The sequence below is a fragment of the Brevundimonas sp. genome, assembly GCF_013912065.1.
In the GTDB taxonomy this organism is placed as follows: Bacteria; Pseudomonadota; Alphaproteobacteria; order Caulobacterales; family Caulobacteraceae; genus Brevundimonas.
In genome coordinates, this window is sequence record NZ_JACESA010000001.1 from 76392 (window position 1) to 88214 (window position 11823).

An 11823-nucleotide genomic window follows, 5' to 3' on the forward strand; every position below is an offset into this window, starting at 1 on the left:
TTTTTACCTCTCAACGTCGGGCGCGCGAAGAAGTCGTCCCAGGTGGTGTCTTTCAGGCGACACAACTGGAACGTTTCTACTAACTGGGGCAAGTTTCAGGCCCCACTCCCCATTTTTGACCTTTCCAAAGATTCACGGAACAGTGTTAAACGTAATCTGTCCGTAAGAGGAGCGGACGGGGGTTTCGAATTTGTCTGATTACGATGGGATGGAAACGGCGGAGACCGTTCGTGTCGTCGGGCGCGTGAAGTGGTTTGATCCGGCGAAGGGCTACGGCTTTATCGTGCCGGATGACCCGACGTTGACCGAGCTGCGGGATGTGCTGCTGCACATCACCAGCCTGCGCGACACTGGCCGGGAAACGGCCGACGAAGGCGCGTCCATAATCTGCGATTGCGTCAAGCGATCCAAGGGGTGGCAGGCGATCGAGATTCACGATCTGGGGGCCGGCGATCCCAGCGTCGTCGTGCGCCGTCCGACGCCCGCTGCCGAGACTGGCGCGCCCCTGCTCGATGTCGGCGACGCCCTGGAGCGGGCGGTGGTGAAATGGTTCAATCGCACCAAGGGTTACGGATTCGTCGTGCGTGAGCGTGCGCCCGGCGATATCTTCGTCCATGTCGAAACCCTTCGGCGGTGCGGCCTTGACGACCTGGCGCCGGGGGATGTGGTGCAGGTGCGGTTCGCCAGCGGTCCCAAGGGACTGGTGGTCGCCGAAATCAGAACGGGCGACTGATCCGGTCGGCCCAGGGATGGGCGTATGATCGAGGCGACGAGACGTTTTCTGATGGCCGGGCTGGCGGCGATCGCCTTGGCGGGCTGCGCTGCGAAGGTTCCTGAAGGTCCGAACGGCGAACCCTTGCAGCGGCTGGCCGTGGTCACGGCGTCCGGCGAACACGCCTTCTGGGTCGAGATCGCCGACGAGGAGCCTGAGCGCCAGCGCGGCCTGATGTTCCGCCCGCCCCTGGAGGCCGACCGGGGCATGTTGTTCCAGTGGCCAGGTGAGGCGCCGCGCGAACAGAGCTTCTGGATGCGCAACACGCCCAGTTCGCTGGACATCCTCTATATCGATCCAAAGGGGCGGATCGTCTCCATCGCCTCTCACGCGACGCCCTTCTCACAAGCCCCGATCCCCTCGAACGGGGCGGCGAACGGCGTGCTGGAACTGCGGGCGGGCCGAGCCCAGGAAATCGGCGCCCAGCCCGGCGACAAGGTTTTGCATCCTTATTTCAAGCCTTGATTGCGGATCGCGTCGCGAAGTGCCAATAGAGCGCTCCGTTCGGTCCGGGGTGTAGCGCAGCCTGGTAGCGCATCTGGTTTGGGACCAGAGGGTCGGAGGTTCGAATCCTCTCGCCCCGACCAATGGACGGCCGCTGGATTCCGTGTCCGGCGCGCGTTATGGCAGGTCGCAGGACCTGCCGATCACTAGGGATTTCGCCATGCTCGCCCGCATCTACCGCCCAGCCAAGACCGCTATGCAGTCCGGCAAGGCCAAGAGCCGCGACTGGCGCCTCGAGTTCGAACCGGCGTCGGCACGCACCCTCGATCCGCTGATGGGCTGGACCAGCTCGTCGGACATGAACGGTCAGGTGCGCCTGGCCTTCGATTCGAAGGAAGAGGCCATCGCCTACGCCGAACGTCATGGCATTCCGTTCCGGCTGCACGAGCCGCACGAAGCCCCGACGATCATCAAGGCCTATGCCGACAATTTCGCCACCAATCGCAAACAGCCCTGGACGCACTGACGCCCGGCTCGTTGCCGAGCGCCCTTAGCTCAACCGGATAGAGCACCCGCCTTCTAAGCGGACGGTTGCAGGTTCGAGTCCTGCAGGGCGCGCCACGTTCAAGGCGGCGCTGAAAGCCACGCCATGACAGACCCTGTTTCCTCCAGCCCCCGCCAGATCCGCGTCGCCGCCCTCTATCGCTTCGCTGTGATCGCCGACGTCGAGGCGGTGCGGGATCGACTGCACGCCGCCTGCGAGGCCAACACGGTCAAGGGGACGTTGCTGGTCGCGACCGAGGGGCTGAACGGGACCATCGCCGGCCCTGAATCAGGCGTCGAGGCGGTCCTGACCGAGATCAGGGCCGTTCCCGGGTTCGAGGAACTCGAGGTCAAATACGCCTGGACCCGCGACATGCCCTTCCTGCGGCTGAAGGTGCGGATCAAGCGCGAGATCGTCACCATGGGGCAGCCGGATCTGGATCCGGCGCGGCAGGCGGGGGTCTATGTCCCGCCAGAGGACTGGAACGCCCTGATCGCCGATCCGACCACATTGGTGATCGACACCCGCAACGATTACGAGGGCGAGATCGGCGCTTTCGACGGGGCGGTGCAGCCGAACACCCACAGCTTCCGCAACTTCCCCGACTGGTTCCGCACCGAGGGCCGCGCCCTGCTGGAGGAGCGCAAGCCCCGGCGGGTGGCCATGTACTGCACCGGCGGCATCCGCTGCGAGAAGTCGACGGCCTTCCTGAAGGCCGAGGGGGTGGAGAACGTCCATCACCTGGAAGGCGGCATTCTGCGTTATCTTGAGGAGGTCGAGCCGGCCGACAGCCTTTGGCGCGGCGACTGTTTCGTCTTCGACGAGCGGGTCTCGGTCGGCCATGGCCTGGTCCAGGGCGACCATGTCCTGTGTCGGGGATGCCGCATGCCCGTCGACGCCGAGGGCCGCGCCTCGCCTCATTTCATCGAAGGCGTCTGCTGCGACCGCTGCCGCGACACCCGCGACGACGCCCAGCGCCTGCGCTACGCCGAGCGGCAGAGACAGATCGAGCTGGCCCGGCAGCGCGGCCTCGATCACCTGGGGCGGCGGGACGACGGCTGACGGGGCGCCGGCGGAAGCGGTGGGATTCGAACCCACGGACGGCTCTCACCGTCGCTGGTTTTCAAGACCAGTGCCTTAAACCACTCGGCCACACTTCCTTGCCGGATCGCCCGGTCGGGCGGACGCCATAGCAGGCGAAGGCCTCATTAACCAAAGCGGAAATGTCTTCGGTCATCCTGTTTTTACAGTGAAGACGAAGGCGAGGCTGATGACGGCTGGACGATGGATGAGACGCGCCCTGGCGATGGGGCTGTTCTCGCTGCTGGCGGCCTGTTCGACGTTCGGCGGCGGACGGGGCGGGGGCGGGATCCCGGTGGTCAAGGATCCGGCGCCGATCGTGTCGGGGACGATGCGGCCCTATCAGGTGCGCGGACGCTGGTACACGCCCAAGGAACAGCCGAACTATGACGAGGTTGGAATGGCCTCCTGGTACGGCGACGCCTTCAATGGGCGGCCGACCTCGACCGGCGAACGGTTCGACATGCATGAGCTGACGGCGGCCCATAAGACCCTGCCGTTGCCCGGTCTGGTCGAGGTTACCAATCTGACGAACGGGCGGCGGATCGTCGTGCGGGTCAATGATCGCGGGCCGTTCGTGGACGGGCGGATCATCGACCTGTCGCGGGAGGCGGCGGACGAACTGGACATGCGGCGTCAGGGCGTGGCGCGGGTGCGGGTCCGCTATCTGGGCCGGGCGCCCCGGCTGGGCGGCGGGACGGTGCTGCGGGCAGAGGCGGCGCAACCGGCTCAGGCGGCGGTGGCGACGGCTACCGCGGCGACGCCGGTCGCCGTGACCACCGGCCGTTCCTTCTGGGTCCAGGCCGGGGCGTTCTCGGACCAGAGGTCGGCGCAGCGAATCGCCGAGCGTCTGGGCGCACGCGCGACGGTGGCGGCCAATGACACAGGCGGATGGCGCGTTCTGGTCGGGCCCTGGGTCGACGCCAATTCGGCCGAGACCGCCCGTCAGGCGGTCGTGGCGCGCGGATATGCGGACGCCCTGTTGATATCCGGCGGCTAAGGCTTGCCTCCCGCGCCGCGGTCGCCATTGTGCGCCCGTGACCCGTGGACAGTTCATCAGCTTCGAGGGCGGCGAGGGCGCCGGCAAGTCGACCCAGGTCGCGCGGCTGGTCGCACGGCTGGAGCCTCTATTGGAAGGCCGAAAAGTGGTGCGCACGCGCGAACCGGGCGGCTCGAAAGGGGCGGAGGCGATCCGCAACCTGGTCGTGGCGACCGAGGCCGAGCCCTGGTCGGCGATGACCGAGACCCTGCTGATGTACGCCTCGCGCTCCGACCATCTTGAGCGGACCATCCGCCCGGCGCTGGAGGCCGGCGACTGGGTGGTGTGCGACCGGTTCGCCGATTCGAGCCGCGCCTATCAGGGCGCCGGGGGCGGGGTGGCCCAGAGCTTTATCGAACAGATCGACGCGGCCGTGGTCGGCGCCGACCAGCCGGACCTGACCCTGGTGTTCGACCTGCCGGTCGAGGTGGGGCTGGAGCGGGCGTTTGGGCGCGGCCAGCTGGAGACGCGGTTCGAATCCAAGGGGCTGGAGTTCCATCAGCGGCTGCGTGAGGGGTTCTTGCGCATCGTCGAGACCCATCCCGAACGGTGCGTGCGGATCGACGCCACCGGGTCGCTGGACGAGGTCGAGGCGCGGGTGTGGCGGGCGGTCCAGGATCGGCTGCTGTGAGCGACGACCATCCGCGCGACCGGTTCGACCTGGTCCCCGATGCGGCGGCGGAGGCGGCCTTTCTGGACGCCTGGGAGCGGGGTCGTCTGCACCATGCCTGGCTGTTGTGCGGGGTCGAAGGCGCGGGGAAGGCGACCTTCGCCTATCGCGCGGCGCGACGACTGCTGGGGGCGGCTGCCGATCCGGCGCGCGGTCCGCTAGGGACGCGTCGCGACGATCCCGTCAGCCGGCTGATCTCGGCCCAGTCCCATCCCGATCTGCTGGTGCTGGAACGGCTGATCGAGGGCGGCAAGATCAAGAAGTCGATCTCGGTCGATCAGTCGCGCGACCTGCCCGAGTTCTTTTCCAAGAGCCCGTCACAGGCCCAGCATCGGGTGGCCATCATCGACGCCGCCGACGACCTGAACCTGAACGCCGCCAACGCCTTGCTGAAGGTTCTGGAAGAGCCGCCGGAGCGAGGGGTTCTGTTTCTGGTGACCCATGCGCCGGGGCGGCTGCTGGCCACCATCCGGTCGCGTTGCCGGCGGCTGAGCTTTCCGATCTGGACGCCCGAGCGGCTGGAAACCCTGGTGCGCGACCGGACCGGGGCCGAGCGGGAGGAGGCCGAGCATGCGGCGGCCATGGCGGGGGGATCGCCGGGCGCGGCCCTGGCCCTGGCGTCCGGCGCGACCTTCGAGATGGACCAGCTGGCGCGCCGCTGGGTCGAGGGCGACGTTGACCGGGCCGAGGCATTGGCCGTCGCCGACAAGTTCCGGGGGGCCGAGGGGCAGGAGCGGTTCGACATACTGATGGATCGGCTGATCGCCGCGGTGCGGATGCGGGCCTTGGCGAGCGGGCCGGGCGCGGCCAATCGTTGGGCCGAGCTGTGGGAGCGGTTGCAGCCGCTGCCGGAACGGGCGGCGGGGCTGAACCTGGACCGGGCCGACGTGCTGGCCGGGGCTCTGGCCGACCTGAAGCGGGTTCAGGCGCAACACGAACGGATGGGCTGATGCTGATCGACAGCCATGTGAACCTGCACGCCCCCCAGTTCGACGAGGATCGCGACGCAGTCATCGAACGGGCGCGGGCGGCCGGGGTCGGGCTGATGGTCGAGATCTCGGACCGGCTGACGACCTTCGAGGCGACCCACGGGTTGGCCATGGCGCATGACGACATCTGGTGCACGGTCGGGGTCCATCCGCATGAGGCCAAGGACGCGGCCGATCTGGCGGCGACGACCCTGGTCGAACTGGCCCAGCGGCCCAAGGTGGTCGGGATCGGCGAATGCGGCCTGGACTTCCACTATGACCTGAGCCCGCGCGAGGTTCAGGCGGCGGTGTTCCGCCAGCATGCGGCGGCGTCGCGGGAGACCGGCCTGCCGCTGGTGATCCATACGCGCGAGGCGGACGCGGTCATGGGGGCGATCCTGAGGGAAGAGCAGGCCGCCGGGCCGTTCAAGATGCTGATGCACTGCTACACCAGCGGGGCCGAACTGGCTGGAATCGCAGCGGAACTGGGGGCCTGGTTCTCGGTTTCGGGTATCGCCACCTTCAAGGCGGCGGAAGATGTGCGGGCGGTGATCCGGGACATGCCCGCCGACCGTATAATCGTCGAGACCGACTGCCCCTATCTGGCGCCCATCCCGCATCGGGGGCGGCGCAACGAGCCGGCCTATGTGGGCCATGTGCTGGACAAGCTGGCCGAGATCCGGGGCTGGAGCGCCGAGGAGGCGGACCAGAGGACCACCGAGGCCTTCTTCGGCCTGTTTGATCGGATACCGAGGCCCGTATGAGTTTCGAAGTCGTCATCCTGGGCAGCGGATCGTCGGGCGGGGTGCCGCGTGGCGACGGCGACTGGGGCGTCTGCGACCCGGCCGAGCCGAGGAACCGGCGGATGCGCTGCTCGATGCTGGCGCGCAAGACCGGGCCGGACGGCGTCACAAACATCCTGATCGACACCTCGCCGGACCTGCGCGAACAGATGCTGGCCAGCGGGACCCGGCATATAGACGCGGTCCTCTATACCCACGACCACGCCGACCAGACCCATGGGATCGACGATCTGCGGACCTTCGCCACCCGGGCGCGCAAGCGGATTCCGGCCTGGATGGACGCGGCGACCCTGACGTCTCTGTCGCACCGGTTCGACTATATCTTCGAGAGCAAGTTCGGCTATCCGCCGCTGCTGGACGCCCAGGTCATTCCGCCGCACGGGACGGCCTGGTCGGTGGAGGGGCCCGGGGGCGCGATCCCGGTGGTCACCTTCGATCAGGGGCACGGCCCGATCCGGTCGGTCGGCTATCGGCTGGGCGACATGGCCTATTCCAGCGACGTGTCGGACCTGGACGAGGCGGCGACCCGGGCCGTGGCCGGTTGCCAGATCTGGATCGTCGACGCCCTGCGCTACACCCCCCATCCGACCCATGCCCATCTGGACAGGACCCTGGAGTGGATTGCGGCGGCGGATGTGGAGCGGGCCGTGCTGACGAACCTGCATATCGACATGGATTACAAGGAACTGTCGGCGATCGTTCCGGCGAATGTCGAGGTCGGGTTCGACGGCTGGAGCCGGGTGATCGGCTGAGATTTGGCAGGTTTGGCATAAAAGCAGGGTGACAAACCTGCCAAAGCGCCAAATGCGCCAGGGCGCGCAGGCTGCGGTGTCAGGATCGGCTGAGGCCGGTCGTTTGGCGCGAAAACAGGGCGCCAAAGGCGTCAAAGACGCCAAACGCGCCAGGGAGCGTCTGCTGTGGCGTTGATGGAGGGCGGACGTCGCAGGGGACTGCGGCGCGAGCCCGATTTCAAAGACCGGAAGACGAGGCTAACACAGTCTGGATGCGTGTTGGGCCCATGGCGGTTTGGGCGTGTTAGGGCGTTGAAAGGATTGGTCTCGGTTCGGGAAATTAGGGGAGGTGACCTTCGTTGGTCTTCCTTGCTTCATCTATACGACCTCTCTCCTCATACTGGCATTCAACAGGGTCGTGCTGGAAAGCCGACGTGTCGAACGTCTGCTCGGGGTGGGATGCGGACTTTGAGTGAACACCGTGCGCCTGCTAACGTGTGGGCATGCGCATCATAATTACGCTAATCTGTGCTACCGCATCGGCGCTGATCGCCGGAGTGGCGTGGGCATGCTCTTGCCCCAACTGGAGAAGCGCCGACGATCAACTCGGCTTCGCCGACGTCGCGTTCGTAGGAAAGGCAACGTCCTCTGTAACGGGGCGCGACGGCTACGTAATCACCGAGTTTGCTGTCTTCCGCACGCTGAAGGGAACTCACCAAGACGTTCAGCGGATCGCGCATGCACCCGGCTCTTGGGGGGCTACGTGCGGCATAGATTTCGATCAGTCACGAGACGTTCTCGTTCTCGCTAAGAGGCAGGGCGGCAAAATGTCCACGAGCGCCTGCGCCACACCTCGCTTTGGCCTGGGCGACTTCGAGCGGGCTGCCGCGCACTGAGCTCTCAGGGAGCTGACGTCCGCAAAGGGTCGAAAGCGGTCACGGCCTTCCTGGCGGAAAGCAGACGTTCGGTCCAACGCCCTGAAGCTGACCCATCGAGGGAAGGCTATGGGTTGTTAGCAGACGTTGGACGCCTCCCATCTTCAGCAACGACCGCTGCTCGGTTGTAGGCCCTCACCAACCCAACTGATCTGGGCTCCATCCAATCAGCCAGGAGCACCGCAGACTGCGGCCCGGATCAAATCGATCGACAGACCCTCGCCACGCCAGACTTCACCAAAGTTCGTACGGTGATCATTGGAGTAGATCACGAGCGCGATTTCGAGATCGGGCATTAGAAAGTTCCGCACCTGAACCCCGCCGATTTCGCCGTAGCGTTCGACCAATCGGGTTTTGCCTATGCAGCTTTTAAGGTCGGGCGAATAGGACCAGACGCTGAGCGCCGCATAGCCTGACGCAGGGTCGCCAGTCAGCATGGTTGCCAGCGAGGTCGCGGAAATCAGCCGACCCTCGATCAGGGCGACATTGACCTTCAGCAGATCCTCGACCGTGCCGTATAGTCCGCCGGCTGGCCCGTAGGCCGACGGCCAGGCGGGTTGCTCAACGGTGCCGTCCTCCATAGTTGCCTCAACGCGAGGCTCGTCCGGCAGAGCCACGACGAAACCAAGCAGCGCCCCGATGCGCTGGTTGACCTGCGTCAGATACGGCTCGCCAACGACCGCCTCAAGCACCTTGCCCAGAACGATGGTGTCGCAGTTGTTGTAGAGGAAGGTGGAGCCGGGATCGGCAGCGGTCGCCTGACAATACTGGAGTAGGTCGCCGGGCGGGCCAGCGGGCGTATCGGCCTGCCCTGCTAAACCCGAGCGATGGGCCAGAAGGTGCCGGATCGTGGTGCGGTCGGCGTTCGGTATCGGAGCGTCCGGAAGGTACGCCTTGACCGTCGCATCCAGCGCAATGTGTCCCTCATCGACCTGTTGGAAGATCAGGATGGCCGTGATCATTTTGGACACCGAAGCCCAACGGAACACCTCTCCGGTCTCATGCGGCTGACCAGATCGCACATCTCCCAAGGCCGCGATCGAGAGTGACGACCCGTGAGCGACCCCGAAGACGCCTGCGTAGCCAACTTCGCTTTCCAAGCGAGATCGCATTGCAGCGACCCCTGCGTCAGAGTTCTGTGCCGCAGCGGGCAAAGGCAAAAGTGGGAGACAGAGCGCAAATATCCGCGAGATGAGCCGCATCGTCTGAGTTCCCCACGACCCATCCGGGCGTCCAGCGAAGTTAGACAGGCTTCGAAGCCGCCGCAAACCAAATGCACTTCCTGGCGCCACTGGACTCAACGTCCGAGAAGGGTCGAAGACGGAATCCAGCGTTTCGACCCAGAGCCGACATTTGGAACATCAGCAGACTTGGCGGGGCAGGTCTGATCACCGTCATCCTAGGCCTTGTGCCTAGGATCCATACGCCCGGTGTGTCGCGTGGGGCGCGGGCGGCGGATGTGCGGTCGCTTCTGACGTCTGAGTCTATGGATCCTAGGCACAAGGCCTAGGATGACGGGCGTGGGGTGTGGGGTGTCGGCCTCGAGGATGGGCTGCTGCTGGCACTGTGCCGGTTCGGATAGGGGCTGGCGCTGGGGCTTCGGCGAGGGCGTGGGGTCTGGGCCCGGGTATGGTGCGTGGGCATGGCCGCACCGCTCAATCCGTCCCCGCCTTGTGCCCCTTCCAGTCGAACAGCTCCTCCAGCACCTGCACCGCCTGGCCGCGTTCGGACGCCAGGTCGGGGTCGCGGTTGAGGATCAGGCGGGCGTCGTCGGCGGCGGCCAGCATCAGGGATCGGTGGCGGATCGGGTCGGCGAAACGGTAGGCGGGGAAGCCGCTCTGTTTCAGGCCCAGGGGGTCGCCGCCGCCGCGCAGGCGGAAGTCCTCCTCGGCGATGACGAAGCCGTCCTCGGTGCGGCGCAGGGTTTCGAGACGTTCTTTCGCCGTCTCACCGAGGGCGCCGTCCTGGCCGCCGTACAGCAGGATGCAGGAACTGGCCTTTGAGCCCCGGCCGACGCGGCCGCGCAGCTGGTGCAGTTGGGCCAGGCCGAAGCGGTCGGCGTGTTCGATGACCATGATGGAGGCGTTGGGCACATCCACCCCGACCTCGACCACCGTGGTGGCGACCAGCAGGGGGATGCGGCCGTCGGCGAAGTCGGCCATGACGGCCTCGCGTTCGGCGCCCGGCATCTGGCCGTGGGCCAGGCCGACCTCGACCCCCAGCAGGCGGCGCAGGTCGTCGGCGCGGTCGACGGCGGCGGCGAGGTCTATGGCCTCGGATTCGGCGACCAGGGGGCAGATCCAATAGGCCTGGGCGCCGGCGTCCAGGGCGGTCTTCAGCCGGGCGGCGACCTCGCCGATGCGGGCCAGGGGGACGACGGCGGTGGTGACGGGAGTGCGGCCCGGCGGTTTCTCCATCAGGCGGCTGACTTCCAGCTCGCCGTACTGGGTCAGTTCCAGGGTGCGGGGGATGGGGGTGGCCGACATGGTCAGCAGGTGGACGGCGCCGATGCGCGGATCACCCTTGGCCTGAAGCCGCTGGCGCTCGCTGACGCCGAACCGGTGCTGTTCGTCGATGACGGCCAGGGCCAGGCGGTCGAAGCGGACGGCGTCCTGGAACAGGGCGTGGGTGCCGATGGCGACCTGGGCCTGACCGGACGCCAGGGCGGCCAATTTCTCGCGCCTCTGGCCGTTGGTGTCGCGGCCGGTCAGCAGGACGGAGGTGACGCCGGCCGCCTCCAGCAGCGGCCCGAGCTTTTCGTAATGCTGGCGGGCCAGGATCTCGGTCGGCGCCATCAGGGCGGACTGGAAGCCGCTGGAGGCCGCGTCGGCCAGGGCCAGGGCGGCGACGGCGGTCTTGCCCGAGCCGACGTCGCCTTGAAGCAGCCGCCCCATCTGTTTGCCGGACGCCAGGTCGCGGCGGATTTCGGCGACGGCCTGGGCCTGGGCGTTGGTCAGGGTGAAGGGCAGGGCCTGGAGCAGGTGGTCGGAGGCGGCGCCGGGGGTGATGACGGGCGACGGCTTGATCTCTCGGGCACGGCGGCGGCGGGCCAGGGCCAGCTGATGGGCCAGGAATTCGTCATAGGCCAGGCGCTGGCGGGCGGGTGCGTCGGGCGACAGGTCAGGCTCGCCAGTCGGGGCGTGCAGGGCCTCGATGGCGGCGCGCCAGCCCAGCCAGTTCTGCTTCTTCAGCCAGGCGGGATCCTGCCATTCGGCCAGGTCGGGGGCGGCGGGCAGGGCGGCCTGGACCAGTTTGCGCAGCTGGCGCGACGTCAGGCCTTGGGTCGCCGGATAGACGGGTTCGGATGCCGGGATGTCGGCCGCCTTGTCCAGGGTGACGATGTCCGGATGGACGATCTGGACCTCGCCGTTGAACCGCTCGACCTTGCCCGAGACCAGACGGGTCTCGCCGCGGGGCAGCAGCCGGTCGATATGCTGGGGCGAGCCGCCGAACCAGACCAGGTGGACGAAGCCGGTCGGGTCGCTGGCGCGAACCTTCAGCGGGGCGCCAGGGCGGCTGGGGACGAACAGGCGGTCGATGACGATTTCGAAAATCCCGACCTCGCCGTCCACGGCGGTCGCCGCCTCCATCGGGCGGCGCACGACGACGCCCGAGGGGCTGAGGAAGACCAGATCGCGCACCAGCGGACCCGCGACCTTCTGCACCAGGGGCAGGACGCGGGGGCCCACGCCCTTAAGGCTGGAGACCTCGGCGAACAGGGGAAAGAGAATCTGCGGACGCATCGCCGGGAACATAGCGTGACCATGACGGGTGGCGAAGTGCTCGCAGGAACGCTATTTGACCCGACCTGTTTGAAAGTCTGGACCGGGCAAGGAT

General features: G+C 67.0%; 11 protein-coding genes and 3 tRNA genes. 11 read left to right on the forward strand and 3 right to left on the reverse strand.

Translation table 11 applies throughout. The features are described 5' to 3' along the window. The first annotated feature begins 208 nt into the window (after positions 1-208). The 6 genes from H2037_RS00330 (at position 209) to H2037_RS00355 (ending at position 2822) form a co-directional block, all read left to right on the forward strand. Positions 209-733 (forward strand): cold shock protein, encoded by a 525-nt coding sequence (locus H2037_RS00330; RefSeq protein ID WP_292116946.1) that lies wholly within the window; start codon positions 209-211, stop codon positions 731-733. A gap of 24 nt (positions 734-757) precedes the next feature. Then, the gene (locus tag H2037_RS00335; RefSeq protein WP_292116167.1) at positions 758-1237 is read left to right on the forward strand and encodes a DUF192 domain-containing protein; all 480 of its coding nucleotides are present in this window, start codon (positions 758-760) and stop codon (positions 1235-1237) included. A 45-nt stretch (positions 1238-1282) separates the two neighbouring features. Then, a tRNA-Pro gene (locus tag H2037_RS00340) sits at positions 1283-1359 on the forward strand. A gap of 77 nt (positions 1360-1436) precedes the next feature. Further along, on the forward strand, positions 1437-1742 hold the full coding sequence (locus tag H2037_RS00345) for an ETC complex I subunit (RefSeq protein WP_292116170.1): 306 nt from the start codon (positions 1437-1439) through the stop codon (positions 1740-1742). Between the two features lie 18 nt (positions 1743-1760). Continuing rightward, a tRNA-Arg gene (locus H2037_RS00350) sits at positions 1761-1837 on the forward strand. A gap of 28 nt (positions 1838-1865) precedes the next feature. Further along, on the forward strand, positions 1866-2822 hold the full coding sequence (locus H2037_RS00355) for a rhodanese-related sulfurtransferase (protein ID WP_292116171.1): 957 nt from the start codon (positions 1866-1868) through the stop codon (positions 2820-2822). A gap of 11 nt (positions 2823-2833) precedes the next feature. Here H2037_RS00355 and H2037_RS00360 read toward each other — a convergent pair. Further along, positions 2834-2920 (reverse strand) — tRNA-Ser (locus H2037_RS00360). Positions 2921-3048: 128 nt separating this feature from the next. On the opposite strand from H2037_RS00360, the gene H2037_RS00365 reads away from it, so the two are divergent. The 5 genes from H2037_RS00365 to H2037_RS00385 are packed head-to-tail and all read left to right on the forward strand — an operon-like array spanning position 3049 to position 7072. Then, the gene (locus tag H2037_RS00365) at positions 3049-3840 is read left to right on the forward strand and encodes a septal ring lytic transglycosylase RlpA family protein (RefSeq protein ID WP_292116175.1); all 792 of its coding nucleotides are present in this window, start codon (positions 3049-3051) and stop codon (positions 3838-3840) included. Between the two features lie 37 nt (positions 3841-3877). Beyond that, the gene (tmk, locus tag H2037_RS00370; RefSeq protein ID WP_292116177.1) at positions 3878-4510 is read left to right on the forward strand and encodes a dTMP kinase; all 633 of its coding nucleotides are present in this window, start codon (positions 3878-3880) and stop codon (positions 4508-4510) included. Beyond that, positions 4507-5499 (forward strand): DNA polymerase III subunit delta', encoded by a 993-nt coding sequence (locus H2037_RS00375; protein WP_292116178.1) that lies wholly within the window; start codon positions 4507-4509, stop codon positions 5497-5499. Before tmk ends, H2037_RS00375 begins: the two co-directional genes overlap by 4 nt. Beyond that, complete coding sequence (locus H2037_RS00380) at positions 5499-6281, forward strand: TatD family hydrolase (RefSeq protein ID WP_292116181.1); 783 nt, start codon at positions 5499-5501, stop codon at positions 6279-6281. Before H2037_RS00375 ends, H2037_RS00380 begins: the two co-directional genes overlap by 1 nt. Next, entirely contained in the window at positions 6278-7072 is a 795-nt protein-coding gene (locus tag H2037_RS00385) for an MBL fold metallo-hydrolase (protein WP_292116184.1), read from the forward strand. Before H2037_RS00380 ends, H2037_RS00385 begins: the two co-directional genes overlap by 4 nt. Before the next feature lie 1081 nt (positions 7073-8153). Here H2037_RS00385 and H2037_RS00390 read toward each other — a convergent pair. Both H2037_RS00390 and recG read right to left on the reverse strand, forming a co-directional pair. Continuing rightward, complete coding sequence (locus tag H2037_RS00390) at positions 8154-9188, reverse strand: serine hydrolase domain-containing protein (RefSeq protein WP_365832624.1); 1035 nt, start codon at positions 9186-9188, stop codon at positions 8154-8156. Between the two features lie 453 nt (positions 9189-9641). Continuing rightward, positions 9642-11729, reverse strand: a complete 2088-nt coding sequence (recG, locus tag H2037_RS00395) for an ATP-dependent DNA helicase RecG (RefSeq protein ID WP_292116189.1) — start codon at positions 11727-11729, stop codon at positions 9642-9644. Between the last annotated feature and the right edge of the window lie 94 nt (positions 11730-11823).

Bases quoted from the DNA above. Each gene is read 5' to 3' on its own strand.
- H2037_RS00330 (WP_292116946.1), top strand. From the start codon at position 209: ATGGAAACGGCGGAGACCGTTCGTGTCGTCGGGCGCGTGAAGTGGTTT.
- H2037_RS00335 (WP_292116167.1), top strand. From the start codon at position 758: ATGATCGAGGCGACGAGACGTTTTCTGATGGCCGGGCTGGCGGCGATC.
- H2037_RS00345 (WP_292116170.1), top strand. From the start codon at position 1,437: ATGCTCGCCCGCATCTACCGCCCAGCCAAGACCGCTATGCAGTCCGGC.
- H2037_RS00355 (WP_292116171.1), top strand. From the start codon at position 1,866: ATGACAGACCCTGTTTCCTCCAGCCCCCGCCAGATCCGCGTCGCCGCC.
- H2037_RS00365 (WP_292116175.1), top strand. From the start codon at position 3,049: ATGAGACGCGCCCTGGCGATGGGGCTGTTCTCGCTGCTGGCGGCCTGT.
- H2037_RS00380 (WP_292116181.1), top strand. From the start codon at position 5,499: ATGCTGATCGACAGCCATGTGAACCTGCACGCCCCCCAGTTCGACGAG.
- H2037_RS00385 (WP_292116184.1), top strand. From the start codon at position 6,278: ATGAGTTTCGAAGTCGTCATCCTGGGCAGCGGATCGTCGGGCGGGGTG.
- H2037_RS00390 (WP_365832624.1), bottom strand. From the start codon at position 9,188: ATGCGGCTCATCTCGCGGATATTTGCGCTCTGTCTCCCACTTTTGCCT.
- recG (WP_292116189.1), bottom strand. From the start codon at position 11,729: ATGCGTCCGCAGATTCTCTTTCCCCTGTTCGCCGAGGTCTCCAGCCTT.